The sequence below is a fragment of the Actinotalea caeni genome (genome assembly GCF_009733795.1).
GTDB classification, from domain to species: domain Bacteria; phylum Actinomycetota; class Actinomycetes; order Actinomycetales; family Beutenbergiaceae; genus Pseudactinotalea; species Pseudactinotalea caeni.
Genome location: NZ_WNXX01000016.1, coordinates 50,061 through 74,722 on the forward strand (window position 1 = coordinate 50,061; position 24,662 = coordinate 74,722).

At 74.6% G+C, this 24,662-nt stretch carries 21 protein-coding genes and 1 tRNA gene; 13 read left to right on the top strand and 9 right to left on the bottom strand.

Annotated elements, in window-relative coordinates:
* The first annotated feature begins 98 nt into the window (after positions 1-98).
* From cysS to GPA02_RS13730, 3 genes are read left to right on the top strand one after another with little or no spacing between them, the layout of a single operon-like run.
* Positions 99-1,523 (top strand): cysteine--tRNA ligase, encoded by a 1,425-nt coding sequence (gene cysS, locus GPA02_RS13720; protein WP_156200640.1) that lies wholly within the window; start codon positions 99-101, stop codon positions 1,521-1,523.
* A 44-nt stretch (positions 1,524-1,567) separates the two neighbouring features.
* Positions 1,568-2,548: a 23S rRNA (guanosine(2251)-2'-O)-methyltransferase RlmB gene (gene rlmB, locus GPA02_RS13725; RefSeq protein WP_156200641.1), complete on the top strand. Its 981-nt coding sequence runs from the start codon at positions 1,568-1,570 to the stop codon at positions 2,546-2,548.
* A gap of 34 nt (positions 2,549-2,582) precedes the next feature.
* Positions 2,583-3,884: a hypothetical protein gene (locus GPA02_RS13730; RefSeq protein ID WP_156200642.1), complete on the top strand. Its 1,302-nt coding sequence runs from the start codon at positions 2,583-2,585 to the stop codon at positions 3,882-3,884.
* Between the two features lie 40 nt (positions 3,885-3,924).
* On the opposite strand, the gene GPA02_RS13735 is transcribed toward GPA02_RS13730, so the two are convergent.
* From GPA02_RS13735 to GPA02_RS13750, 4 genes are all read right to left on the bottom strand, one after another.
* Positions 3,925-5,190, bottom strand: coding sequence for a DUF4032 domain-containing protein (locus GPA02_RS13735; protein WP_156200643.1), 1,266 nt, complete (start codon positions 5,188-5,190; stop codon positions 3,925-3,927).
* A 197-nt stretch (positions 5,191-5,387) separates the two neighbouring features.
* On the bottom strand, positions 5,388-6,512 hold the full coding sequence (locus GPA02_RS13740) for an ABC transporter ATP-binding protein (RefSeq protein ID WP_156200644.1): 1,125 nt from the start codon (positions 6,510-6,512) through the stop codon (positions 5,388-5,390).
* 284 nt (positions 6,513-6,796) lie between these two features.
* On the bottom strand, positions 6,797-7,588 hold the full coding sequence (otsB, locus tag GPA02_RS13745; protein ID WP_156200645.1) for a trehalose-phosphatase: 792 nt from the start codon (positions 7,586-7,588) through the stop codon (positions 6,797-6,799).
* Complete coding sequence (locus tag GPA02_RS13750; RefSeq protein WP_156200646.1) at positions 7,581-9,011, bottom strand: alpha,alpha-trehalose-phosphate synthase (UDP-forming); 1,431 nt, start codon at positions 9,009-9,011, stop codon at positions 7,581-7,583. The genes otsB and GPA02_RS13750 overlap by 8 nt, the downstream gene beginning before the upstream one ends.
* Positions 9,012-9,088: 77 nt before the next feature.
* Here GPA02_RS13750 and GPA02_RS13755 point away from each other — a divergent pair, with 77 nt between their 5' ends.
* The 5 genes from GPA02_RS13755 (at position 9,089) to GPA02_RS13775 (ending at position 14,703) form a co-directional block, all read left to right on the top strand.
* Entirely contained in the window at positions 9,089-10,810 is a 1,722-nt protein-coding gene (locus GPA02_RS13755) for a serine/threonine-protein kinase (RefSeq protein ID WP_156200647.1), read from the top strand.
* 116 nt (positions 10,811-10,926) lie between these two features.
* The gene (locus GPA02_RS13760; protein WP_156200648.1) at positions 10,927-11,718 is read left to right on the top strand and encodes a DsbA family protein; all 792 of its coding nucleotides are present in this window, start codon (positions 10,927-10,929) and stop codon (positions 11,716-11,718) included.
* Between the two features lie 5 nt (positions 11,719-11,723).
* The gene (locus tag GPA02_RS13765; RefSeq protein WP_156200649.1) at positions 11,724-12,491 is read left to right on the top strand and encodes a DsbA family protein; all 768 of its coding nucleotides are present in this window, start codon (positions 11,724-11,726) and stop codon (positions 12,489-12,491) included.
* A gap of 57 nt (positions 12,492-12,548) precedes the next feature.
* Positions 12,549-12,622, top strand: a tRNA-Thr gene (locus GPA02_RS13770).
* Between the two features lie 77 nt (positions 12,623-12,699).
* Positions 12,700-14,703 carry a S9 family peptidase gene (locus GPA02_RS13775; protein ID WP_156200650.1) on the top strand — a complete coding sequence of 668 codons (2,004 nt, stop codon included), beginning with the start codon at positions 12,700-12,702 and terminating at the stop codon, positions 14,701-14,703.
* Between the two features lie 37 nt (positions 14,704-14,740).
* On the opposite strand, the gene GPA02_RS13780 is transcribed toward GPA02_RS13775, so the two are convergent.
* From GPA02_RS13780 to GPA02_RS13795, 4 genes are all read right to left on the bottom strand, one after another.
* Complete coding sequence (locus GPA02_RS13780; RefSeq protein ID WP_156200651.1) at positions 14,741-16,663, bottom strand: acyl-CoA dehydrogenase family protein; 1,923 nt, start codon at positions 16,661-16,663, stop codon at positions 14,741-14,743.
* Between the two features lie 79 nt (positions 16,664-16,742).
* A complete protein-coding gene (locus tag GPA02_RS13785; RefSeq protein WP_156200652.1) occupies positions 16,743-17,168 on the bottom strand; it encodes a pyridoxamine 5'-phosphate oxidase family protein in 426 nt (141 codons plus the stop codon).
* Positions 17,169-17,211: 43 nt separating this feature from the next.
* Positions 17,212-18,141, bottom strand: coding sequence for an SGNH/GDSL hydrolase family protein (locus GPA02_RS13790; protein WP_240134053.1), 930 nt, complete (start codon positions 18,139-18,141; stop codon positions 17,212-17,214).
* Positions 18,138-18,857 carry a uracil-DNA glycosylase gene (locus GPA02_RS13795; RefSeq protein ID WP_193567871.1) on the bottom strand — a complete coding sequence of 240 codons (720 nt, stop codon included), beginning with the start codon at positions 18,855-18,857 and terminating at the stop codon, positions 18,138-18,140. Before GPA02_RS13795 ends, GPA02_RS13790 begins: the two co-directional genes overlap by 4 nt.
* 163 nt (positions 18,858-19,020) lie before the next feature.
* Between GPA02_RS13795 and GPA02_RS13800 the strand changes: the two genes are divergently transcribed.
* Both GPA02_RS13800 and GPA02_RS13805 read left to right on the top strand, forming a co-directional pair.
* On the top strand, positions 19,021-19,326 hold the full coding sequence (locus GPA02_RS13800; protein ID WP_193567872.1) for a DUF3263 domain-containing protein: 306 nt from the start codon (positions 19,021-19,023) through the stop codon (positions 19,324-19,326).
* A 26-nt stretch (positions 19,327-19,352) separates the two neighbouring features.
* Positions 19,353-19,973 carry a LytR C-terminal domain-containing protein gene (locus tag GPA02_RS13805; RefSeq protein ID WP_156200655.1) on the top strand — a complete coding sequence of 207 codons (621 nt, stop codon included), beginning with the start codon at positions 19,353-19,355 and terminating at the stop codon, positions 19,971-19,973.
* Between the two features lie 18 nt (positions 19,974-19,991).
* Here GPA02_RS13805 and GPA02_RS13810 read toward each other — a convergent pair whose 3' ends face one another.
* Complete coding sequence (locus GPA02_RS13810; protein ID WP_156200656.1) at positions 19,992-21,296, bottom strand: glycoside hydrolase family 15 protein; 1,305 nt, start codon at positions 21,294-21,296, stop codon at positions 19,992-19,994.
* 276 nt (positions 21,297-21,572) lie between these two features.
* On the opposite strand from GPA02_RS13810, the gene GPA02_RS13815 reads away from it, so the two are divergent.
* From GPA02_RS13815 to GPA02_RS13825, 3 genes are read left to right on the top strand one after another with little or no spacing between them, the layout of a single operon-like run.
* Positions 21,573-22,106: a hypothetical protein gene (locus GPA02_RS13815; RefSeq protein WP_156200657.1), complete on the top strand. Its 534-nt coding sequence runs from the start codon at positions 21,573-21,575 to the stop codon at positions 22,104-22,106.
* The gene (locus GPA02_RS13820) at positions 22,103-23,008 is read left to right on the top strand and encodes a hypothetical protein (RefSeq protein ID WP_156200658.1); all 906 of its coding nucleotides are present in this window, start codon (positions 22,103-22,105) and stop codon (positions 23,006-23,008) included. The genes GPA02_RS13815 and GPA02_RS13820 overlap by 4 nt, the downstream gene beginning before the upstream one ends.
* Positions 23,005-24,486 (top strand): phytoene desaturase family protein, encoded by a 1,482-nt coding sequence (locus GPA02_RS13825; protein WP_156200659.1) that lies wholly within the window; start codon positions 23,005-23,007, stop codon positions 24,484-24,486. Before GPA02_RS13820 ends, GPA02_RS13825 begins: the two co-directional genes overlap by 4 nt.
* Positions 24,487-24,662: the final 176 nt, after the last annotated feature.

The window sequence follows — 24,662 nt, forward strand, 5'->3', positions numbered from 1 at the left end:
ATGGTCTGGTGTCAGGGAGTGAGACCGTGCCCGCCCGTCACGGTGCAGGGGCCCGCGGACCCCGCCCGGGGGCGGGCCACGCCCTAGACTCCCGGAGCGTGGGACTGCACCTGTACGACACGGCGACGCGCGCCGTCCGCCCCTTCGCCCCGCGGACCGAGGGCGAGGTCGGCATCTACCTGTGCGGCGCCACGGTGCAGGGCGCCCCGCACATCGGCCACATCCGGGCGGCGGTCGCCGTCGACGTGCTGCGGCGCTGGCTCGAGCGCAACGGGCAGCGGGTCCGGCTCGTCCGCAACGTCACCGACATCGACGACAAGATCCTCGCGAAGTCCGCCGAGGCGGGTGTGCCCTGGTGGGCGTGGGCGTACCGGTTCGAGCGCGAGTTCACCTGGGCCTACGACGCCGTCGGGGTGCTCCCGCCGACCTACGAGCCGCGCGCGACCGGTCACGTCACCGAGATGGTCGAGCTCATGCAGCGGCTGGTCGACCGCGGTCACGCCTACCCCGGCGAGCCGGGCAACGTGTACTTCGACGTCCGCTCGTGGGCAGGCTACGGCGAGCTGACCCACCAGCAGCTCGAGCACCTCGGCTCGGGCGACGACGAGACGACCCCGCCCCCGGACAAGCGCGACCCGCTCGACTTCGCGCTCTGGAAGGCGCCCAAGCCGGGTGAGCCGGCGTCGGCGGCCTGGCCCACCCCGTACGGGCGGGGCCGACCGGGCTGGCACCTCGAGTGCTCGGCGATGGCGCACCGCTACCTCGGCGAGGCGTTCGACATCCACGCCGGCGGCATCGACCTGCGGTTCCCCCACCACGAGAACGAGCAGGCGCAGTCGCGCGCGGCCGGCTGGGACTTCGCCGGGCTGTGGTTCCACAACGCCTGGGTGACCGTGGGCGGCGAGAAGATGAGCAAGTCGCTCGGCAACTCGCTGCTCGTGCGCGAGGTGCTGCGCGACGCCTCGCCCGCGGTGCTGCGCTACGCGCTGGGCGGCGTCCACTACCGCTCGACGCTGGAGTACACGCCGGGCGCCTCGCTGGTCGAGGCCGGCGCGGCGTGGGAGCGGATCACCGGTTTCGTGTCCCGGGCCGCCGAGGTCGCCGGAGCCGCCGACGACGTCGCGGCGGCCGACCTCTCCGCGGTCGCGCTCCCGGAGGCGTTCGTCGCCGCGATGGACGACGACCTCAACGTCTCCGCGGCGCTCGCCGTCGTGCACGAGACCGTGCGCGCCGGCAACAGTGCGCTCGCGGCGGGCGGTGCCGCGACCCAGGAGGCTGTCGCCGTGCGCGCGATGCTCGACGTGCTCGGGCTCGACCCGCTCTCCCCGCAGTGGCGCACCAGCGGCGACGGCGGCCGCGCCGAGGCGGCGCTGGACGTGCTGGTGCGCGCGGTCCTCGACGAGCGCGCCGAGGCGCGTGCGGCCAAGGACTGGGCGCGCGCCGACGCGCTGCGCGACCGGCTGGCCGAGGCCGGCGTGGTCGTCGAGGACGGCGCCGACGGGGCCCGCTGGTCGCTGCGCTGACGTCTCGCTCCGCGCCGGGCGTGCGGGTGTGACACCATCGTCGCGTGCCAGGTAACTCACGTCGACGCGGAGCCGTGCGCAAGCCCGGCAGCAAGAAGGGCGCGACCGTCGGCTCCGGCGGCCAGCGCCGCAAGGGTCTCGAGGGCAAGGGCCCGACGCCGAAGGCCGAGGACCGGCCCTACCACGTCGCGCACAAGCGCAAGCAGGCCGCCGAGCGGCAGCGCGCGAAGAGCGGCCAGGGCGGCCAGCGGCGGCAGCAGCGGCGCGGCGACCGCACGACCGAGGTCGTCGCCGGGCGCAACGCCGTCGTCGAGGCGCTGCGGGCCGGGGTGCCCGCGACCACGGTGTGGATCGCGAACCGGATCGACGCCGACGACCGCACGCGAGAGATCCTGCGCGAGGTCGCGCAGCGCAACATCCCGCTGCTCGAGGTCGGCAAGGCCGAGCTCGACCGGCACGCGGACGGCGCGGTGCACCAGGGCGTCGCGATGCAGGTGCCGCCGTACGCCTACGTCGACCCCGAGGACCTCGTCGAGGAGGCGCACGGGCTCGGACGCACGCCGCTGATCATCGCGCTCGACGGCGTGACCGACCCCCGCAACCTCGGTGCCGCGCTGCGCTCCGCGGCCGCCTTCGGCGCGCACGGCGTCGTGGTGCCCGAGCGCCGTGCCGCGGGTGTCACCGCGTCGGCGTGGAAGGTCTCCGCCGGTGCCGCCGCCCGGGTCCCCGTCGCACGCGCGACGAACCTCGTCCGCGCGCTGCAGGACTACAAGGAGGCGGGCTGCTTCGTCGTCGGGCTCGACGCCGGCGGGACCACCGACATCGGTGACCTCGAGCTCGCGACCGAGCCGCTCGTGCTCGTGTGCGGCTCGGAGGGCAAGGGGCTGTCGCGGCTCGTGCGCGAGACGTGCGACGTCATCGCCTCGATCCCGATCGCCGCGAGCACGGAGTCGCTCAACGCGGGCGTCGCGACCGGCATCGCGCTCTACGAGGTCGCCCGGCTGCGGCGCCTCGCGAGTGCCTGATGGCCACGTCCGGGGCACCGGTTAGGGTCGGGTCATGACCTCCGGATGGCACCGCCGCTCGGGGCTGGTCACGACCGCGGACGGTCTGGCCGGCCGCTGCAGCGGGTTCCTCGAGGGCGCCCTCGTGCCCGCGCTCGTCGAGTCCGAGCCCGAGAACCCCGACGCCGTGACCGTCGTCGTCGCGGTCGACGACGAGGGACGCGTCGCGGTCCTCGGTGACGACCGCTCGACGATCGTCCCCGGTCCGAGCCTGGCCGAGCTCGCGACCGCGCTCGCGGACGCCACGAGCGGCGAGGCGCGCTTCGACGACGTCGTCGCCGGCGAGCACCCCGACGCCTCCGACGACCCCAGCGACCCGTTCGACCCCGAGATCGAGGTCGACTCCGCCTACTGGCCGGACCGCTCGGTGGTGTTCACGCGCGGCTCCGTCGACGACGTGATGGCGCTCGCGACGACGATCGACCTCCCGGTGCTCGCGGCGCCGCACGGCGAGGGGCAGCTCGTGCTCGTGACCGACGGGCCGGCGCTCGCCGCGTTCGAGTGGCCCGAGGCCCTCAAGCCGGCGCTCGTGCTCGAGCAGGGCACGGCCTACCCGGCGGTCGCCGTCGTCGACGGCGACACCGCCCACCTGCACACGTGGGACGCCACGGTCGAGGTGGTGCCCTCGGCTCCCGAGACCGCCGCGGTCGTGACGCCGTTCGTCGACGCCGTGCTCGGCACCGGTGCCCTGGTCGACCAGGTCGTCGGGCTGCTCCCCGACGCCGACCCGGCCCGGGTACGCGAGGCGATCGAGGGTCCCGGCGCCGGCCCGGCGCGACTGGTCGGAGCGCTCGGGCTGCCGGAGTCGCTCGTGGGGTTCCTGGGCCACGGCGCCGACCTGCCGCACCTCGAGGACTCCCGGGTGGTCGAGCCCGAGAGCGTCGGCCACGCGTTCGCGCGGGCGGTCACCGACGCGCAGGCCCAGATGAGCGAGTCCGTGCGCGAGCGCACGGAGCTGATGCGGGAGCGCGCCGAGCTGATGCGGGAGCGTGCGGAGCAGATGCGGGAGCGCGCCGAGGCCGCCCGGGTCCGTGCGGAGTCGGCGTTCGACGCGGCCGAGACCTTCACCGAGGAGGTCGTGGTCCCGATCCGGCAGACCTGGTGGACGCCCGCCGTGGCGGCCGTCGAGGTCGCGGCGGGGGCGCTGCTGCTGCGGCGCGCCGGGCGCGGCTCGCGCGCGGGCACCGGCACCACCGCGGGCGAGCGGGTGGTCGCGGTCGGCGGCGCGCTGCTGCTGGTCGACGCCGTCGTCAACACCGCGATCTTCGTCTCCGGTCGGCTGCGGCGCGAGATCTAGCGGCGTCTCGCGCGGGTCGGACCCGGGCCGCGCGGGACGCCTACTCCTCGTCGTCGTCGAGGTCGCCGCTGATCGCGCGCAGCGTGGCGGTGTCGAGCTCGAGGATCGCCTCCTCGTCCGGGCGGTTCGGCAGCACGTTGTTCACGTAGGCGGCGACCGCCTCGCTCGTGGGGATGTCGTGCCCCGCCTTCTCCGCGAGGTACCAGCGGTGCTCGAGGATCTCGTGGAACGCCTCGGCCGGCTCGAGCTTGCGCCGCAGGTTCGGCGGGATCGAGGCGATCGTGGGCTCGAAGACCTCGGTCAGCCAGTCGTGGGCGACGATCTCCTCGTCCTCGCCGAGCCGGTCGGTCGCGACCCGGTAGGTGTCCATGTCGTTGAGCAGCCGGCGCGCCTGGTTCTCCTGCACGTCGAGCCCGGTGAGCCGCATCAGCCGGCGGTGGTGGTGGCCGGCGTCGACGACCTTCGGCTGGATCTGCACCGTGGTGCCGTCCACGTCCGTGGTCATCTGCAGCTCGCCCACGTCGAAGCCGAGCTGGTTGAGGCGCTGGATGCGCGCGGACACGCGCCACCGCTCGTCGGCCGAGAACTCCTCGGCCTCGGTGAGCTCCTTCCAGAGCTCGGTGTAGCGCTGCACGAGCATCCCGCCGATCTCGACGGTGTCCTCGACGTCCTGGAGCAGCCCGCCCGCCTCGAGGTCCATGAGCTCGCCGATGATGTTGACGCGTGCGATCTCGAGGTCGTACTCGCGCTGGCCACGGGTGAGCTCGGGGTGCAGGTCACCGGTCTCGGCGTCGACCAGGTAGGCGGAGAACGCGCCCGCGTCGCGCCGGAACAGCGTGTTCGACAGCGACACGTCGCCCCAGTAGAAGCCCGTGAGGTGCAGCCGCACCAGCAGCACGGCGAGCGCGTCGATGAGCCGCGTCACCATGTCCGGGGCCAGGTAGCGGGAGAACAGCGCGCGGTAGGGCAGCGAGAAGCGCAGGTGCTTGGTGATGAGCACCGAGTCCAGCGGCTCGCCGTCGCGGGACGTGCGGCCCGTGATGACGCCGACCGGCTCGACCGCGGGCACGTCCAGGCGCTGCAGGCTGCGCAGCAGCCCGTACTCGCGGTGCGCGACGCTCTCGCCGATCTCCTTGATGGCGATCACGCGACCGGACATCCGCACGAACCGCACGACGTGGCGGGAGATGCCTCGGGGGAGGGCGGCGAGGATGTCCTCGGGCCACTCGGCCAGCGGGATGTGCCACGGCAGGTCGAGCAGCGCCGGGTCGGGCGCGGCGGCAGTGATCTGGAGCGCGGCCGGCATGCCCCCAAGTCTGTCAGGCCCGCCACGGGCGGCCTAGCGAGATCCGCGCCGTGTGCGACAGGTCATAACGCCTCCGGCCGCCGCGGCCGGGCGTCGGCACCCCGCGGCGCCGGGTCGACGGCGCGGGGAGGCGCCCGGAGACGCCACGAGGGGCGGGCCCGTACGGACCCGCCCCTCGTGGGCTGTGACGTCGACCGTCAGTTGGGCAGACGGTTGCCGGTCGCCGGCGAGAAGTGGTGCTGCTCGCCCTCGCGGATCTTGACCCACACGCGGTCACCCTTCATCGGGGTGTTGCGGGGGTCGACACGCACGATGATCTGCGACTCGCCCGCACCCGACGTGATGTGCTCGGCCGCCTCGGCGGAGGCGAGCTGGCCGTACACGAACGCGTCGGAGCCGAGCTCCTCGACGAGGTTGACGTTCACCGGGAACGCACCCTCGGTGCCCTCGGAGGTGACGTCGAGCGACTCGGGGCGGAACCCGAGCGTGATCTCGCCCTTGTCGTCCTCGGTGAGCGCGTCGAGCGTCGTGCGCGACAGCGGGATGTGGGTCTCGCCCAGGTTGGCCTTGCCGTCGGCGACCTTGAAGGAGCCGATGTTCATGGCCGGCGAGCCGATGAAGCCCGCGACGAACACGTTCGCCGGGGTGTCGTACATCTCGCGCGGGGTGCCGACCTGCTGGAGCAGGCCGTCCTTGAGGACGGCGATCCGGTCGCCCATCGTGAGCGCCTCGGTCTGGTCGTGCGTGACGTAGACCGTGGTGACGCCGAGGCGACGCTGCAGCGACGCGATCTGGGTGCGCGTCTGGACGCGGAGCTTGGCGTCGAGGTTCGACAGCGGCTCGTCCATGAGGAACACCTGGGGCTGACGCACGATCGCGCGACCCATGGCGACACGCTGACGCTGACCACCGGAGAGCGCCTTCGGCTTCCGGTCCAGGTACTGGGTCAGGTCGAGGATCTTGGCGGCCTCCTCGACGCGCTGACGGATCTCGGCCTTGGGGGTGCCGGCGATCTTGAGCGCGAAGCCCATGTTGTCGGCCACCGTCATGTGCGGGTAGAGCGCGTAGTTCTGGAAGACCATCGCGATGTCGCGGTCCTTCGGCTGCACGTCGGTGACGTCGCGGTCACCGATGAGGATGCGGCCGGAGTTGACGTCCTCGAGGCCGGCGAGCATCCGCAGCGAGGTGGACTTGCCGCAACCCGAGGGACCGACGAGAACCAGGAACTCGCCGTCGGCGATCTCCAGGTTGAGCGAGTCCACGGCCGGGGTCTCGGAGCCCGGGTAGAGGCGCGTCGCGTGGTCGTAGGTGACTGATGCCATGGTGGCTGTCCCTTCACCGGCAGGTACGTGCCGGACGATCCGTCGTGAAGGTGTCAGAACGCTCTGACACGGCTCGCTGGGTCGCGAGCCGGGCCCAGTGTTGCACATCTGGCGACCACTCGTGACCTCGGTCACACCGACGCCGTGACGGCCGAGGTGGTGCGCCCTCCCGGGAGCCGCGAGATCACGCGCCAAGGCCGTCGTCGACGCCCGCGGTGAGACCCGTCGGCAGGGTCTCGACAGCCGGACGAGGGGACGTCGCAGGGCTGGTGGGAGTGACTCCGTCAGCCCAGCACGAGATCGGCGAGGCGGTCGAGCGCGAGGCCCAGCGCGGCCGGGTCCGGCACCCGGTGCGCGGCGCGGGTCTCGCCGTCGCCGACCTTGACGCCGACGTCGTCGGGACCGAGGACGGCGAACGCGTCCTCGTCGGTGACGTCGTCGCCGGCGTAGAGCACACCCGCGGCGTCGAGCTCGTGCCGCAGCAGGTCGAGCGCGGTGCCCTTCGTCGCCTCCAGCACGCTCAGCTCCACGACGCGCTTGCCGTGCAGCACGCGCACGCCCTGCCGGCCGGCCACCGCGTCGAGGACGCGCTGCTCGAGCGCGGCCGCGGCGTCGTCGGGCATGCGGCGCGTGTGCACGACGGCGCCCGCCGGCTTGTGCTCGACCCACGCCTGCGGCTCGGGCTCGGCCAGCGCGCTCACGGTCGCGGTGAGCGCCTCGAGGTCGGCCCGCTGCTCCTCGGTGAGGTCGGGCGTGCGGGTCTGCGGGGTGCCGTCGTCGCCGACGACGCCGCGCTCGGCGCCGTGGCTGCCGACCAGCAGCGTGCCGCGCGGCGGGTCGGCGACCGCGACGAGGTCGGCGAGGTGCCGCCCGGAGACCAGCGCGACCCGGGTCGCGGGCGCACCGACCAGCCGGCGGACCGCCGCGGCCGACGCCGGCAGCGGGCGGGCGTCGTCGGGCCGCTCGACGATCGGCGCGAGCACGCCGTCGAAGTCCAGCGCGACGAGCCGGCTGCGGGCGGCGGCGAGCGCGGTCAGCGCGTCGTCGAGGTGCGGGTCGAGTGCGGTGTCAGACATCGGTGCGCGGGGTGGTGGCGAGCGCGTCGAGGAACATCTTCGCCCAGCTCGCCACGTCGTGGTCCATCACGCGCTTGCGCATCGCCCGCATCCGCCGGCGGCGCTCGGCGTGCGGCATGTCGATCGCGGCGAGGATCGTGCGCTTGAGGCCCTCGATGTCGTGCGGGTTGACCAGCAGCGCCTGGGTGAGCTCGTCGGCGGCGCCGGTGAACTCCGAGAGCACCAGGACGCCGTCGAGGTCGGCCCGGGCGGCCACGTACTCCTTGGCGACCAGGTTCATGCCGTCGCGCAGCGCGGTGACGAGCATGACGTCGGCGGCGCGGTACATCGCCGCCATCTCCTCGGCGGGGTAGGAGTGGTGAAGGTAGTGGATCGCCGGCCGGCCGAGCGCGGAGTAGTCGCCGTTGATGCGTCCCACGGTGACCTCGACCTGGCGGCGCAGCTCGGCGTACTCCTCGACGTGCTCACGGCTCGGGCTGGCGATCTGCACGAACGTGGTGCCGGGCGGGCGCAGCTTGCCGTCGGCCAGCAGCTCGCCGTAGGCCTTGATGCGGTGCCGGATGCCCTTGGTGTAGTCGAGCCGGTCGACCCCGAGCAGGAGCACGTCGGGGGAGCCGAGCTCCTCGCGGATCTCCAGGGCGCGCTTCTCGACCTCCGGGCGCGCCGCGAGGTCCTCGAACGCGGCGCTGTCGATCGCGATCGGGAACCGCTCCGCGCGCACGTACCGGTCCGGGCGGCCGCGACGCTTGATCGTCGCCACGCTGCCGCGCGTGCTGAACTCGGTGAACCGGCGCACGGCGCGCAGGAAGTTCGACGCGTCGCCGGTGCGCTGGAACCCGACGAGGTCGGCACCGAGCAGGCCGTTGACGATGTCGGCGCGCCACGGGAGCTGGCCGAACAGCTCGACCGGCGGGAACGGGATGTGGTGGAAGTACCCGATCCGCAGGTCGGGCCGCAGCTGCCGCAGCAGCCGGGGCACGAGCTGCAGCTGGTAGTCCTGCACCCAGACCAGCGCGCCCTTCGGCGCCGCCTCGGCCGCGGCCTCCGCGAACTTCGTGTTGACCTGCACGTAGCTGGTCCACCAGTCGCGGTGGTACTCGGGGTCGACGATGACGTCGTGGTACAGCGGCCAGATCGTCGCGTTGGAGAAGCCCTCGTAGTAGCGCTTGACCTCCTGGCGGGTCAGCGCCACCGGGTGCACGTCGATGCCGTCGGCGGTGAACGGGTCCAGCTCCAGGCCGGCCTTGCCGGGCCAGCCGACCCAGGTGCCGCCGGTGCGCTGCATGATCGGCGCGAGCGCCGTCACGAGCCCGCCGGGGGACCGCGTCCACGTGGTCCGCGCGTCGTCGCCCGTGCCTTCTGTGGTCTCCTCGACCGGCAGACGGTTGGCGACGACCACGAGATCCGCGTGCGAGCTGGGCATGCCGCCGAGCGTAACGAAGTGGGCACGCGCCTCCGGCCGCCGCAGGATCCGGCGCGCGGTGGCGTAACTTGCCTGGTGTGGAGCACCCTGAGCACGGCTCCGCCCCCGCCCCAGCGCGCCGCGCGGTCGGGGGTTACGAGCTCGTGCGCGTGCTCGGCTCCGGCGGCATGGGCACCGTCTACGAGGCGATCGACGCCGACGGGCGCAGCGTGGCGCTCAAGCTGCTGCACCCGGCGTTCAGCACCGACGACGCGGCGCGCGAGCGCCTGCGCCGCGAGGTCGCGACCCTGCACCGGGTGCGCGGCGCGCGGGTGGCACGCGTGCTCGACGCCGAGGCCGACTCCGACGAGGCGTTCGTCGTCACCGAGCTGATCGACGGGGAGTCGCTCGACCACTCGATCCGCACGCACGGGCCGATGGACGCCGAGGAGCTGTGCGACCTCGCCGAGGGGCTCGCCACCGCGCTGGAGCAGATCCACGCCGTCGGCGTCGTGCACCGCGACATGAAGCCGGGCAACGTCATGCTCACCGACGACGGCCCGGTCGTGATCGACTTCGGGATCTCCCAGGTGGCCGACGACGCCCGGCTCACCCAGACCGGCCTGGTCACCGGTACCCCCGGCTACGTCGACCCGCAGGTGCTCGCCGGCGGTGTGCCCGATGCCGCGGGGGACTGGTGGGGGTGGGCCGCGGTGCTGCTGTTCGCCGCCACCGGTCGCGCGCCGTTCGGGACCGGGCCGCTGTCCGCCGTGCTCGCACGCGTCGAGACCGGCCGCGCCGACGTCGACGGGCTGCCGCCGCGACTCGGGCAGGTGCTGCGCCGTGCGCTCCACCCGGACCCGACGCTGCGGATGCCGCACGGGTCGGTGCTGCGCGCGCTCTCCGACGTCCGTGACGGCCGCGACCTCACCCAGGTCGTCGACGTCGCGAACCCGCCGGTCGCGGCCGGCCCGCTGCCGCCGAGCTTCGCACCCGGTGGCGACGCCGCGGGTGACCGCGACGGCGTCGGCCGGACCCGCGTGATGCCGGCGGAGCCGCCGCCGGTCGCGGCCGGGGAGCCGGCGGAGGTGCCGCCGTGGGTGTCCCAGCAGCCGGAGACCGCCCTCGCGGGTCCACCGGTCCCAGCGGCGCAGCCGCAGCACCCGTTCCCGGCCGAGCCGCCCGTCCCGGCACCGGTGCCGGGGCCGCCGGCACCGGCCGACCCGCAGCCCGGTGACCCGCTCGCCGACTGGCCGGGGTGGGCGCGACCGGCGCGCTCGCGGCCCGGCATCACGCTCGCGTGGTGGCCGGCCGTCGTCGGGCTCGGCATGCTGTGGCCGGGGTGGGCGCTGCTGACGTTCGGGCTCGTGCTCGTCGTGCTCGCGACCGTCGGCTCCTCGGCGCGGGCGCTGCGCAACCGGCGGCTGCGCCGCGGCGTGCGCCGCTCCGACCTCGCGGTGACGTCGCTCGCCACCCCGCTGCACCTGCTGATCGCGATCGCGATGCTGGTCCCGGGTGCGGTCGTCGGGGTGCTCGGCGGCGGGATCGTGTGGGGGCTGCTGTCGCCGTCGGGCGTCACCCCGCTGCTCATGCTGCTCGTCATGTCGGTGACGACCGCGCTCGCGTGGTGGACGCCGTCCAGCCAGACCGCGCGCGAGGGCGGTTGGGCCGTGCTGGGCGTGCTCGCACCGACGCGCGGCAGCGCGTGGGTGTGGGTCGTCGTCGGGCTCGCGGTCGCGACCGCGACGATCACCGCGGCGCTGCTCGCCGACCCGACCCCGGTGTGGGCGCCGCTCCCGGTGCCGCCGGTTCCCAGGTGACTCACAGGATCGTTACGTAGACTCTGGCCGCTCGGGGCGCACGAACGCGCACGGGCGCCCTGACCGAAAGCCCGCCGTCGACGGTTGCGTCGACCACCTCGTGGAGACGTGTGCCCATGCCCGCCAACGAGCCCCGCAAGACCAAGGCCGACCGCCGCGAGGCGGCACGCCGCGAGGCGGAGCGGCTCGCCGCCAAGCAGAAGGCGACCGAGAGCCGCAACCGCATCGTCATCGCCGTGGTGTCGGTCGTCGTCGTCGCGCTCGTCGTCGTCGCCGGGGTGCTGATCTGGCGCGAGTCGCAGCGCACGCTGCTGACCGACTTCGAGGGCGCCCGCCCGGCGGGGTCCACCGACACCGGCGGCATCACCTTCGGCTCCGACCTCGAGGCCGGGTCGACCAACGAGGGCGCCCCCGAGGTCGACGTCTACATCGACTTCATGTGCCCGGTGTGCGGCCAGTACGACGCGGTCAACCGCGAGGACATCCGCACGATGCTCAGCGAGGGCGAGGCCACCGTCAGCTTCCACCCGCTGAACTTCCTCGACGGGTACTCGCTCGGCACCCAGTACTCGACGCGCGCCGCGAACGCCTTCGCGACCGTGGCGACCGACGCGCCCGACGCTGCGCTCGACTTCCTCGAGGCGCTCTTCGACAACCAGCCGGCCGAGCAGACCGAGGGACTCGGCGACGAGGAGCTCGCCTCGATCGCGGTCGAGGTCGGCGTGCCGCAGGAGGTCGCGGACACGTTCGCGTCGGGCACGTACGTCGACTGGGTCGCGGTCGCCTCCGACCAGGCGCGCAACGACGGGGTCACCGGCACCCCGACCACCTTCATCGACGGCTCGCGGTGGACCGGTGCGTGGAACCAGCCGGGCGTGCTGCTGCAGGCGGTCCGGGACGCCGCCTAGCCGCGATGTCGCAGCGCAGGAAGGCGAAGGCGGCCTCCCGGCGTGAGGAGGCCCGCCGCGAGGCGGAACGGCTGCTGCGGCAGGCGCGGCGCCGCCGGGGGCTGGCCGTGCTCGGCGTCGTGCTGCTCGTCGTCGGGCTCGCGGTCGCCGGCGTGATCATCTGGCAGGGCGCCCAGGCGACCTATCTCGACGACGTCTCCCGCCGCCCGCAGGGCTCCGACACCAGCGGCGGCATCCCGGTCTCGGCCGACGGCGTGCCCGGCACCGCGCCCGACGCGCCACGGCTCGACGTCTACCTCGATGTGCAGTCGCCCGCGTCGGTCGCGTTCTGGACCGCGCAGGCCGAGGACCTGGAGCGGCTGCGCGCCGACGGCACGGTCGCGCTGTGGCTGCATCTCGTCGGGTTCGTCGACGGCGGCATCAACGGGTTCTCGACGCGGGCCGGCGAGGCCGCGGTCGTCGTCGCGGACCGCTCGCCCGAGCAGTTCCTCGCGTTCCTCGACGGCGCCTTCGCCCGGCGCGCCGCGGGGGCCGAGAAGCTCAACGACCCCGACCTGGCCGAGCTCGGACTGGAGGTCGGTGTCTCGCAGGACGTCGTGGACAAGTTCACCGACGGACTGTTCGACCGCTGGTTCGTCGCCGCCACCCAGCAGGCGGAGCGCGACGGCGTCGAGGACACCCCGACGATCCGGCTCGACGGACGCACCATCGAGGCCGACTGGGCCGCCGAGGGCGCGCTCGCGGAGGCGGTCGGGACCGCCGTCGCGGGCTGACGCCGGGGAGCCGCACGGGGACGCGGCTACGATGACTCCGCCCGGACCCCGGTCCGCGCCGCGTTAGCTCAGCTGGCCAGAGCGTCCGCCTTGTAAGCGGAGGGTCGTCGGTTCGAATCCGACACGCGGCTCCCGTCCCGTCCACCTCGCCCTGCCCGTGACCGGCGCGCGAGGAGGCGCCGCCCGCAGCAGGCCTAGGCTGACGCCCATGCGTCCCGAGCACCTCGCACTCTTCCGCCAGCCGAGCCGACCCGCCGTCCACCCCGACGGCACCTGGGCGGCGGTGGCGATCAGCCGGCCCGACCTCGACGAGGACGGCTACCCGAGCAGCCTGTGGCGGCTCGACCTCGGCACCGGCGAGCTGACCCCGCTCACCCACGGCACCGCCGACCGCGACCCGGCGATCTCGCCGGACGGGCGCTGGCTCGCGTTCGTGCGCGGCGGCAAGGGCGTCAAGCCACAGCTCGCACTGATGCCGACCGCCGGTGGTGAGCCGCGCGTCGTCACCGACCACCAGGGCGGTGTCGGCGGACGCCCGGAGTTCTCGCCCGACGGCACCCGCATCGCCTACACCTCGCGCGTGCCCGAGAAGGGCCGCTACGGCACCGACGAGAAGGTCGGCCCCGACGCCGAGCCGCCCCGGCTCATCACCGACTTCTCCTACCGCGCGGACGGGCTCGGCTTCCGGCTCGACCGCCCGTCGCACGTGTTCGTCGTCGACGTCCCGCCGCTGCCGGACCCGACCGCCGACGTGCCGAGGGCCGACGAGGGCTCGGACGAGCCGGCCGCACCGACCGGCGCCGTCGCGTCGACCGGTGTCGCGCCCGTCCAGGTGACGACCGGTCCGCTCGACCACGGCGGCCCGACCTGGCTGGACGACGGCGAGCTGCTCGTGCTCCGCGACGTCGTCGACACGCTGGGCGCCGCCCTGGTGCGGCACCCCGCGACCGCGGGCTCCGAGGGCGTCGAGATCGCGGTGCCGCACCACGGGCCCGACGACGTCGCCGTCGCCCCCGACGGCACCGTCTACCTCCTCGTGCGCGACCAGGGCGAGGACGGCTTCGACTTCATCGGCCGCTCGCCCGCGCTGTACCGGGCACGGCTGACCGGGACGGGCTTCGAGGACGTGCAGCGGCTGACCGACCCCACGACCGAGTCGCTCACCGGCGCGGTCCTCGCCCCGGTCGCCGACGGCGTGCTGGTCACCCGCGCGCACCGCGGCACCGTGCAGCTCGTGCGGCACCCCGGCACGCCGGACGGCGCGCTCGAGGTGCTCGTCGGCGGCGACCGCGAGGTGTACGCGGCGGAGCCGGTGACCGGCGGCGGCGTGCTGGTCGCGTCGACCGGCGTCGGCACGGTCGGCGACCTCGGCCTCGTCGGCGGCGACGGCTCGCTCCGACCGCTCACCGACCTCTCCGCCCGGCTGCGCACCGAGGCCGGCGTGCACGAGCCCGTCGAGCTCGTCGTCCCGACCGACGACGGCTACGAGGTGCACGGGTGGGTGGCGACGCCGGAGGGCGAGGGGCCGCACCCGGTGCTGCTGCTCATCCACGGCGGCCCGTTCGCCGCCTACGCGCCGACGTTCTTCGACGAGGTGCAGACCTACGTCGGGGCGGGCTACGCCGTCGTCTTCTGCAACCCGCGCGGCTCGGCGAGCTACGGGCAGGAGCACGGCCGGGCGATCATCGGCGGTTTCGGGCAGCGCGACGCCGCCGACATCCTGCAGTTCCTCGAGGGTGCTCTCGCGAGCAACCGTGCGCTCGACGGCGACCGCATCGGCGTCATGGGCGGCTCCTACGGCGGCTACATGACCGCCTGGCTCACCACGCGCGACCACCGGTGGGCGGGCGCGATCGTCGAGCGCGGCTTCCTCGACCCGGTGAGCTTCACCGGCTCCAGCGACATCGGCTGGTTCTTCGGCGGCAGGTACCTGGGCGAGGACCCCGACGCCGTCGCTGCGCAGAGCCCGATGGCGCACATCGACCAGGTGCGGACGCCGACGCTCGTCATCCACTCCGAGCAGGACTGGCGCTGCCCGGTCGAGCAGGGGCAGCGCTGGTACGTCGGGCTCAAGCGCCAGGGCGTGCCCACCGAGCTGCTGCTGTTCCCGGGCGAGGGTCACGAGCTGTCCCGCTCCGGCACCCCCAAGCACCGGGTCGCACGGTTCGAGCACATCCTGCGGTGGTGGGCCACGTACCTGCCGGTCGGCTGAGCCGGGCTGAGGTCGGGAGCGGGCGCCGTCGCGCGCGTCAGCGGTAGCGGCGCCGGACGTTCTCCGCGCTCGCGGCCTCGGGCGAGGTGTCGGCGATCCACGGACCGGTGCCCTCGCTGAGGTCGAGCACACCCTGCTCGGCGAAGGTGTAGCGGCCGCCGAGGACGCCGCGCGCGACCCGCTCGTCGACGCCGTCGGTGTTCCACCACAGGTGCCGGAACAGCCGCGCCACCCGGCGCCGGGACTGCTGGCAGAAGGCGTCCGCGAGCTCGCGCGCCGCCGCCGGGTCGTGGCCGGAGCGGGCGAGGTGCTCGGTGCGGGCGCAGGTGGCGGTCATCGCGAACAGCTCCGCGCCGATGTCGACGACCCGCCCCAGGAACGCCTGCTTGCGCTCCAGCCCGCCCTGCCAGCGCGCCATCCCGTAGAAGGTGTTGCGCGCCAGCCGCCGGGAGGCGCGCTCGACGAACCGCAGGTGGTCGCCGAGCGGTCCCAGCGACGCGTACGAGCCGGGCACGTCGCCGGGGCCCACGGCGAGCCGCGGCAGCCACGTCGCGTAGAACTGGGCGGCCTCGCCGAGCGCGGCGAGCCGGGCCTCGGTGTCGGCCTCGGGGTCGACGAGAGCACCGGCGACCTGCAGGTGGGTGTCGACCGCCTCGCGCGCGATCAGCAGGTGCATGATCTCGGTCGCGCCCTCGAAGATCCGGTTGATGCGCATGTCGCGCAGCACCTGCTCCGCCCCGACCGCGCGCTCGCCGCGCGCGCGCAGCGAGTCGGCGGTCTCGTAGCCGCGGCCGCCGCGGATCTGCACCAGCTCATCGGCGCACAGCCAGGCCATCTCGCTGCACCACAGCTTCGCCAGCGCCGCCTCGATCCGGATGTCCGCGCGACCGGAGTCGGCGAGCCGACCCGCCAGGTCGACGACGCACTCCTGCGCGTACGTCGTCGCCGCGATGAAGGCGAGCTTGCTCGCGATCGCGCCGTGCTCGCCGATCGGGCGCCCCCACTGCACGCGGGCCGCCGACCACTCGCGCGCGATCTTCAGGCACCACTTGCTGCTGCCCACGCACAGCGCCGGGATCGACAGCCGCCCGGTGTTGAGGGTCGTCAGCGCGATCTTGAGGCCCTGGCTCTCAAGGCCGATGACGTTCTCGGCAGGGACCCGCACCTGGTGGAACCGGGTGACCCCGTTCTCGATGCCGCGCAGCCCCATGAACGCGTTGCGGCGCTCGACCGTGATGCCGGGGGAGTCGGCCTCGACGACGAACGCGGTGATCCCACCCGTGCCGTGCTCGGAGGCGGGCACCCGCGCCATGACGACGAGCAGCTCGGCCAGCACGCCGTTGGTCGTCCAGAGCTTGACGCCGTCCAGCAGGTAGTCGCCCTCGGGGGTCCGGGTGGCGGTCGTGGCGAGCCGGGCGGGGTCGGACCCGACGTCGGGCTCGGTGAGCAGGAACGCCGAGATCGCGCCCTCGGCGCAGCGGCGCAGGTAGTGCTGCTTCTGCTCCTCGGTGCCGAACTGCTTGACCGGCTCCGGCACCCCGATCGACTGGTGCGCCGAGACGAGCGCGCCGAGACTGGGGTGCACGGTGCCGATGAGCTCGAGCGCCTTGTTGTAGTGGACCTGGTCGAGCCCGACGCCGCCGTGCTCGCGCGGGATCTTCAGCCCGAAGACGCCCATCTCGACGAGCCCCTCCAGCACGTCGTCGCCGACGTGGGCGTCGCGCTCGATGGCCGCGCCGTCGACCCCGCGCAGGTGCTCGGTGAGCCGGGCCAGGTACGCCTCGCCGTGCGCGACGGCGTCGTCGTCGAGCTCGGGGTAGGGCCACACGAGGTCCGGCCGGAACCGGCCGAGGTAGAGCTCGCGCCCGAACGACGCGTGCTCCCACTCGGTCTGGCGGGCCTGCTCGGCCACGCGGCGGGCGTCACGCTCGCTGACGCGCTCGGTCTGGGCGCTGCTCATGTCGGCCTCCCACGTCCTCGTTCCCCCAGTGTGCGCCGGGGCGCACCCGCGCGGGGGCGGAACGGGAGCGGGGGCGGGGCTAGCCGGCCGTCGGCGGCAGCCGGAACCGGCGGCCGGTGATCTCGCCGACCTGCACCTCGACGAACGTGCTCTTCCACGTCGGCGACCAGGGCGCGAGCGGCAGCGACTCCGCCCGTTCCTCCTCCTCGCCGGAGAGCACGCGCGGCCGGCCGCGGACGACGACGCTCGTGGCGACGTCGCCGCTCACCTCGTCGGTCTCGTAGGCGACGTCGTCGCTCATGTGCATGCCGAGCAGCTTGCTGCCCTCGCCGGTGCGGAACACCAGCCGGGAGCCGTCGACGACGACGTTGATCGGGGCGATGCTCACCTCGCCCGCGAGGTGGTAGGCCAGCCGGCCGAACGGCCGACGGCGTAGGAACTCCCAGCACTCGTCCTCGCTGAGCTCGGCGACCGTGCCGTGCTCGTCGTGGTCCCAGACGGTCATCGCCGATCACCTCCGTGGTGGGTGCCGTGGCGGCGCTGTGCCCTCACGGTACGTCGCGCAGCGCCTCCGCGGAGCGGGACCATCGTCCTTCGAGCGCGGCATGATCGGCATGATCGGCATGATCGGCGGGGTCCGCGAGCTCCGCGGGTTCCACGATGGCGAGGCGGGGCCGCTTGGGCGCGCGGGCGTCGCCGGTCGAGGTGCCGCGGATGCCGCGACCGACCCAGGGGGCGACGTCGCGTCGCAGCCAGGCGCCGTGCCCGCGCAGCCGCTCCAGGGCGGGCGGAGTCTCGACGGCTGGCAGCGGCTGCTGCCAGGCGGCGTCGTCGGGCTCGAGACCGAGGCCGACCAGGGCGGCCTGCGACAGCCGGTGGTGGCCCTCGGGCGAGAGGTGGATGCGGTCGGGCGCCCACATCCGCAGGTCGGACAGCGCGGCCAGACCCCACTGGTCGAGCACGTAGCAGCCGTGGCGGCGCGCGATCGCCCCGATGTGAGCGGTGTAGACGGCCATCCGGGTGCGGGTGGCACCCAGCAGCGGCCCAGCGCCACGCGTGTCCATGCACGTGGCGAGCAGCACGTCGCACCCTGCGCCGCGAGCCCGCACCACGGCGTCCTCGAGCATCGACGCGAGCCGGTCGGGGTCGGCGCCGAGCCGCAGCACGTCGATGCCGCCGCCGACCACCGAGACCAGGTCGGGCCGCATCGCGAGCGCGGGTGGGAGCTGCTCGGCGAGGATCCGCGCCAGCCGGCGCCCGCGCACCGCGAGGTTGGCGTACCGCAGCGGCTCCGCGCCGGCGGCCACCCGCCGTCGGGACAGCGTCAGCGCCAGCCGGTCCGCCCAGCCGCGCAGCTCCGGCTCCCTCGAACCCCCGACGCTGCCCACGTCGTCGGACGCCGCGGGGTCGACGTCCCACAGGCCCTCGGTGAAGGAGTCGCCGATCGCGACGAACGACGCCCAGGGCGGGGGCGTCACGGCAGTCGCCAGTCCACGGGCTCGGCACCCTGCTGGACGAGCAGCTCGTTGGCGCGGCTGAACGGACGCGACCCGAAGAACCCGCCGGAGGCCGACAGCGGCGACGGGTGCGGCGACGCGATCACGGGCACCTCGCCCAGCGCCGGTCGCAGCGACTGCGCGTCGCGGCCCCACAGGATCGCCACGAGCGGCGCGTCGCGCTCGACGAGAGCTGCGATCGCGGCGTCGGTGACGCGCTCCCAGCCCTTGCCGCGGTGCGACGCCGGTGCGCCGGGGCGCACGGTGAGGCACCGGTTGAGCAGGAGCACGCCGGACCGCGCCCACGGCGACAGGTCGCCGGTGCTCGGCCGCGGCACGCCCAGGTCGTCGACGAGCTCGGTGAAGATGTTCGCGAGCGAGCGCGGGATCGGCCGCACCTCGGGGCGCACCGAGAAGCTCAGCCCCATCGGGTGCCCAGGGGTGGGGTAGGGGTCCTGGCCGACGATCAGCACCCGCACCTGCTCCAGCGGTGTGGTGAACGCGCGCAGCACGTCGCGGCCGGCCGGCAGGTACTCGCGGCCGGCGGCGAGCTCGGCGCGCAGGAACTCGCCCATCGCGTGCACCTGCGGCTCGACGGGCGCGAGCGCGGCCGCCCACCCCGGGTCGACGAGCTCGCTGAGCGGGCGTGGCTGCTGCTCCCCGACCGGGCGGTCCGGGCTCGTGGAGGTCGTGGTCACGTCTCCCACCCTGTCAGGAGAACGGCGCGCTCGCAGCAGGCGTCGGGCGGACCCTCACGGGCGACGCGCCGGTGCCCGCGACATGCCGGGGAATGACACCGGTGTGGTTTTGCGCCTACGATGCCGAGCAAGCCCGCACGCCGAGCGTCACATGGGAGGAACGATGGCCGCAGCGTCCGCAGCAGCATCGCACCCAGGCCTGCAGCAGGTCGAGGCCTCGGGCCTGAGCGAGCGGGATGCGCGCATCCTCGAGTTCGAGCGGCAGTGGTGGAAGTACGCGGGCGCCAAGGAGACGGCGATCCGCGAGCTGTTCGACATGAACGCCACCCGGTACTACCAGATCCTCAACGCGCTGATCGACACCCCGGAGGCGCTCGCCGCCGAGCCGATGCTGGTCAAGCGCCTGCGCCGCATGCGCAGCGCACGTCAGCGGGAGCGCTCGGCGCGCCGTCTCGGCGGCGACCTGTAGCCCCTCGGCTCCCGTAGCCTTCGGGTGTGAGCAGCAGGGAGGACTACCCGTACCCCGAGGACGAGTTCGACGTGCTCGGGGCCGACAGGGTCCCTCAGGGTGTGCACCGGGCGCCGCTGCCGCGGTGGCGGCAGCTGCTCCCCTTCCTCATCGTGCTCGTGCTGGCGCCGACGCTCGCGTTCGTCGCGGTGCGCGCGCTCAGCGGTGACGACGGCGACCCGAGCGCCGGTGGGCCCGCCACCAGCCAGGAGCCGACGAGCGAGGAGACGACCGCCGAGGCCGGTGACGAGGAGACGACGACCGACCCCGGCACCGACGAGCCCTCGACCGAGGAGCCGAGCTCCGAGGAGCCTGGCACCGAGGTCGACCGCAGCATCCAGATCTGGGTGCTCAACGGCTCCGGCGTCGGCGGCCTGGCGGCCGACACCGTCGCCGTGCTCGAGGAGGACGGCTGGCTCGACGCCAACGCCGCCGACTACGGGCGTGCCCAGCCGAGCAGCACGACGCTCTTCTACGACAACCCCGACCAGGCCGAGGCGGCCGAAGCGGTCGGGGAGCTGCTCGGCATCACGAACCTCGTCGAGAGCTCCGACGCCGCCGACGGCGACATCGTCATCGTGCTGCGCGGCGACTTCACGCTGCCCTGACCGCACCGGCGGAGGGGCTCAGCGGCCCTCGAGCTCGGCGACAGTGAGGACGACGAGCGCGCAGGTCCACGCCAGCGGCGCCGGGCCCGCCGGCTCGTTCTGCGCGTTCACCTTCTCCGGGAGCGCCCCGAGGGGGGTGCGGTGCGCCGCCAGCCAGTCGAGCCACTCCCGGGCACCGTCCTCGTCGCCGGTCGAGGCCGACGCGAGCGCGTAGAGCGCGGTCTCAGGGGTCCACGACAGGTTGAGCTCGCGCCAGCTCCCGCCCGGCGCCAGGCCACCCGCAGGGCGCATCATCGACGGCATCGACGCCTGCCACGCCTCGACCGCGCCCGGCAGCGGCGCGGGCTGGTACGGCGGCAGCAGGAAGGCGCTCGCGGCATCGGCGGGGGAGGGTCCCGGGTAGCGGCCGTAGCCGTAGCGGCCGAAGTGGTCGACGACGGCCTCCCGGCTGCGGTCGGCGGCATCGCGGACCGTCGCGGCGGTCGTGCCGTCGCCCGCGAGCTCGTGCAGCCGGGCCGAGGCCTCCAGACCCGCCAGCACGGGGGCCGCCGTGCCGAGCGTGACCACCCGCTCCCGGTGCTCCCAGTAGTCCGGCGAGGCGGGCGGCAGCGCGCGCCGTCCGCTCACCTGGGAGAGCAGGAACGCCGTCGAGCGCTCACGTAGCGGGGCGAACCGCTCGAGGAGGTCGGCACGGTCCGCGGCGGGCGCCGCGTCGAGAACCGCAGCGGTCGCCCACATCGCCCACCCGGTGCCGTCGGTCTGCGGCAGCCGGCCGTCCGGCGGCCCGGAGCCGTCCGGGACGTAGCGAGCCTCGAAGCGCCCGTCGGTGCCCTGGACGCGCTGCAGGTACTCCAGGACGCCCACGGCGTCGTCGAGGTGCCCGGCGGCGGCGAACGCGACCGCGACGAACGCGGCGTCGCGCGGCCAGACGTAGCGCCAGTTCACGTTCATCGCGGCGAGCGGGGCGCCGTCGCCCGTCAGCACCTTGAGGTCGAGCAGGGCGTCGGCGACCAGGTGCGCATAGGCGCCCTCGGGCAGCCACCCGGACGCGAGCCACTCGCGCTGCTCGTGCGCCAGCGTGAGCGCGGCCGCGGTCTCCTCCGGGGTGGCGTCGTCCGGCGGCGTCAGCACGCGGGAGCCGGGCAGGTAGGTCGCGCCCGAGCCCGCGGGCAGCAGCTGCACCGCGCCCGAGGGGTCGACGCCGACACCGTCGGCGTAGGAGCCGGCCTCGTCGCGTCGGGGGCGCTCGTACAGCGCGGCGGCGCTCACGAGCGCGACGACGACGGCTGCGAGCAGGACCCGAGAGACGATCCGGCGGCGCATCGGCCCAGTGTAGGGAGGCCCACGGGTGGCGGCGCCGCGCCGGGCGGCGTCGACGCGCGCGGGCTTCCGCGTGCCCGTCGCAAGCGGCGCCGGGCGGGTGCGTGCCGGGTCGGCTGGTGCCCGCCGCGGGCAGCACCGGGTTCGCGGGCGCCGGTGTCGTCGGGTCGGGTCCGCTGCCCGCGACCCGCGACGGCGCGTGGGCAGGTCCGCCAGGGGACATCGGGGATCCGACCAGCGGTGGATGCCCGCGCGGCGGGGCCCTCCTACCATCGGGCCGTGCCACCGCCCTCGACGACGCCCGCGCGCGCGAGCACCCGGCCGGACCTGCGGGACGCCGTCGACGACCCGACGGGCGCGGGAGCAGCGGCGGGCGGCCCTCGCCGGCGGGTGCGCACCGGCTGGCGGCTGCTCGTCGGGCTGGCGATGCTCGCCGTGCTCGTGACCGCCCAGCTCACGCGCGGCGACGACTGGTTCCCGCTCGGGACGCTCGGGCAGTACGCCTACCCCCGCGACCCCGACGGCGTCGTCGTCAACACCTACCTCACCGCCACCACCACCACGGGCGAGGAGGTCCGGATCGGTCTCACCGCGCGCTCGGCCGGGGTCACGCGGGTCGAGCTCGAGGTGGCGCTCGGCGACCTGCACGACGACCCGAGCATGCTCGCCGGCATCGCCGAGGTGTGGGAGGCCAACCACCCGGGGGTCGAGCTGGCCACGATGACGGTCCGGCAGACCCTGCACCAGATGGCCGACGGCGCGCTCGCCGCGCCGCCCGAGGAGCGGGTCGTGCTCACCTGGGAGGTGCCGTGAGCAGGGTGCGCGCGAGCACGGCCGCGTTCGTGCGCTGGTGGGTCCCCGCGCTGCCGCGGGCGCGGGTGGCCTGGGTACGGGCGGCGATCGCCGTCATGGCGGTGCTCGACGTCCGGTACTTCCTCAGCAGCACCGACGACCGCGCCGCGACGCCGGAGTTCTTCGACCCGGTGCTGCTGGCCCGCTGGCTGCACCTGCCGCCGGTGACCGCCACGATCGCGACGGCGCTGCTCGTGGGCGTGCACGTCGGGGCCGTCGGCGTCCTGGTGGGCGGCTTCCGACGCGTGCCGGCGCTCGTGCAGCACGCCGCGGGCGCGCTGCTCGCGGTCGCGTACGTGCTCTGGGTCGTGTGGGGCATGAGCTACGGCTACGTCGCGCACGACCACATGGCGATCACGGTCGGGGTCGTGCTGCTGACCACGGCCGGCACCGCGCGCTACGGCGACGGCGAGGGGGCCGACGCCGCCGCCGGGTGGCCGCTGCGGATGATCCAGGTCCTCACGGTGATGACCTACACGGGCTCGGTGCTCGCGAAGTACGTCGTCTCCGGCGGTTCGCTGCTGCGGTGGGCCACCTCGGGCACGCTCGCGTGGGCGTTCATCCGCCGCCCGAACGACCTCAACCAGGTGCTGGTCACGAACGCGCTGGTGATGCGGGCGGCGCAGTGGGGCGCGCTCGCGCTGGAGCTCTCGGCGCCGCTGGCCTTCGTGCTCCGAGGCCGGTGGCGGGCGCTCCTGGTCGTCGGCTTCCTGGGCTTCCACCTCACCACCTTCCTGCTGCTGGGGATCCACTTCCTGCCCACGGTCGTGTGCTGGTCGGCCTTCGTCCCGTTCGAGCGGGTGCCCGAGTGGGTCCGTGCGCGGCTCGCGGGGGCGGGTCGCCTCGTAGGCTCGACCGCATGACGAAGACGACCGACGCGGTCGTCGTGGGCTCGGGACCGAACGGTCTCGCCGCGGCGGTGACCCTGGCACGGGCCGGGCTCGAGGTGCTCGTGATCGAGGGACAGCCGACGCCGGGCGGCGGTGCGCGCACGCTCGACCTGGGGCTGGCGCCCGGGATCGTGCACGACATCTGCTCGGCCGTGCACCCGCTCGCGCTGGCGAGCCCGTTCTTCCGCGAGCTCGACCTCGGCGCCCGCGGCGTCGACCTGGCGGTGCCGGAGGTCGCCTACGCCCACCCGCTCGACGGCGGTCGCGCGGGCCTGGCGCACACCTCCCTGGACCGCACCGCGGAAGGCCTCGGCGCCGACGGCGCGGCCTGGCACGACCTGTTCGCCCCGCTGGTCGAGGACTGGCAGCCCCTCGTCGCGCTCGCGCTGGGCGAGCGGCCGCGCGGCATCGCCGGCCGGCTCGCCCGCATCGGCCCCACGCGGCTCGTCGGGCTGGGGTCGCGGCTGCTCGAGCAGGGCTCCCCGCTGTGGGCGAGGCGGTTCCAGGGCGACGTCGCCGCCGCGCTGCTCACCGGCGTCGCGGGTCACGCGATCGGCAAGCTCCCCTCGCCCGTGGCGGCGGGCACGATGCTCATGCTCGGCACGCTCGCGCACGCCGTCGGCTGGCCGGTCCCGGTCGGCGGGTCGCGCGCGATCGTCGACGCGCTGCTGGCGGACCTGCGCGCGCACGGCGGCGAGGTGGTCTGCGACACACCCGTGCGGCACTGGCGCGAGCTGCCGCGTGCCCGGACGTACCTGTTCGACACCAGCGCGCAGTCGCTCGTGCGGATCTGGGGCGACCGGATGGCGCCGCACGTGCGGTCGGCGCTGGCACGGGTGCGTCCGGGCCCCGGCGTCGCGAAGGTCGACTACGTGCTGTCGGGGCCGGTGCCGTGGGCGAACCCCGACGTCGGACGCGCCGGCACGGTGCACGTCGGCGGCACCCGCGAGGAGATGGCCGCCAGCGAGTCCGAGGCGCTGCAGGGCCGGCTGTCCGAGCACCCGTTCGTCCTGTTCAGCGACCCGGCGGTGACCGACCCCGGTCGCGAGGTCGACGGGCTGCGGCCCGGCTGGGCGTACGCGCACGTGCCCAACGACTGCCCGGTCGACCCCGTCGAGCTCGTCACACGACGGATCGAGCGCTACGCGCCCGGATTCCGCGACGTCGTCGTGGCGGCCCGGGGGATCCCGGCGAACCGGCTGTCCGGGCACAACGAGGCCTACGTGGGCGGCGACATCGCGCTCGGCGAGCTGACGATGCGCTCGATGACGCAGCGGCCGCGGCTCGCGCTGGACGCCTACGCCGCGGGCGTGCCGGGCGTGTACCTGTGCAGCTCGGCCGCGACCCCGGGGCCGGGGGTGCACGGCATGTCAGGATGGTGGGCGGCGCGACGAGCGCTGGAGGATCGCTTCGGGCGAACGACGCCGGTCGATCTTGCACTCTCCAGGTGAGAGTGCCAACATGGCGTTAGCACTCTCGGGGTGAGAGTGACAACCGACGCGAGGCGCCGGTCGTGACGCGCCCCGGGGGTTCCACTCGGGTCGCCGAGCGAGGCGTCGGCCGAGACGGGACGTGACCGTCGAGACCGGCGTCGTCCGTCGCGGGCGCGCGGCACCCACGTCCAAGC

Excerpts from the sequence above, each read along its gene's own strand:
- GPA02_RS13825 (WP_156200659.1), top strand. The coding sequence starts at position 23,005 with ATGACGAAGACGACCGACGCGGTCGTCGTGGGCTCGGGACCGAACGGT.
- GPA02_RS13785 (WP_156200652.1), bottom strand. The coding sequence starts at position 17,168 with ATGACCGTCTGGGACCACGACGAGCACGGCACGGTCGCCGAGCTCAGC.
- otsB (WP_156200645.1), bottom strand. The coding sequence starts at position 7,588 with ATGTCTGACACCGCACTCGACCCGCACCTCGACGACGCGCTGACCGCG.
- GPA02_RS13810 (WP_156200656.1), bottom strand. The coding sequence starts at position 21,296 with ATGCGCCGCCGGATCGTCTCTCGGGTCCTGCTCGCAGCCGTCGTCGTC.
- GPA02_RS13735 (WP_156200643.1), bottom strand. The coding sequence starts at position 5,190 with ATGCCGGCCGCGCTCCAGATCACTGCCGCCGCGCCCGACCCGGCGCTG.
- GPA02_RS13780 (WP_156200651.1), bottom strand. The coding sequence starts at position 16,663 with ATGAGCAGCGCCCAGACCGAGCGCGTCAGCGAGCGTGACGCCCGCCGC.
- GPA02_RS13760 (WP_156200648.1), top strand. The coding sequence starts at position 10,927 with ATGCCCGCCAACGAGCCCCGCAAGACCAAGGCCGACCGCCGCGAGGCG.
- GPA02_RS13750 (WP_156200646.1), bottom strand. The coding sequence starts at position 9,011 with ATGCCCAGCTCGCACGCGGATCTCGTGGTCGTCGCCAACCGTCTGCCG.
- GPA02_RS13800 (WP_193567872.1), top strand. The coding sequence starts at position 19,021 with ATGGCCGCAGCGTCCGCAGCAGCATCGCACCCAGGCCTGCAGCAGGTC.
- GPA02_RS13775 (WP_156200650.1), top strand. The coding sequence starts at position 12,700 with ATGCGTCCCGAGCACCTCGCACTCTTCCGCCAGCCGAGCCGACCCGCC.
- GPA02_RS13740 (WP_156200644.1), bottom strand. The coding sequence starts at position 6,512 with ATGGCATCAGTCACCTACGACCACGCGACGCGCCTCTACCCGGGCTCC.
- GPA02_RS13765 (WP_156200649.1), top strand. The coding sequence starts at position 11,724 with ATGTCGCAGCGCAGGAAGGCGAAGGCGGCCTCCCGGCGTGAGGAGGCC.
- GPA02_RS13730 (WP_156200642.1), top strand. The coding sequence starts at position 2,583 with ATGACCTCCGGATGGCACCGCCGCTCGGGGCTGGTCACGACCGCGGAC.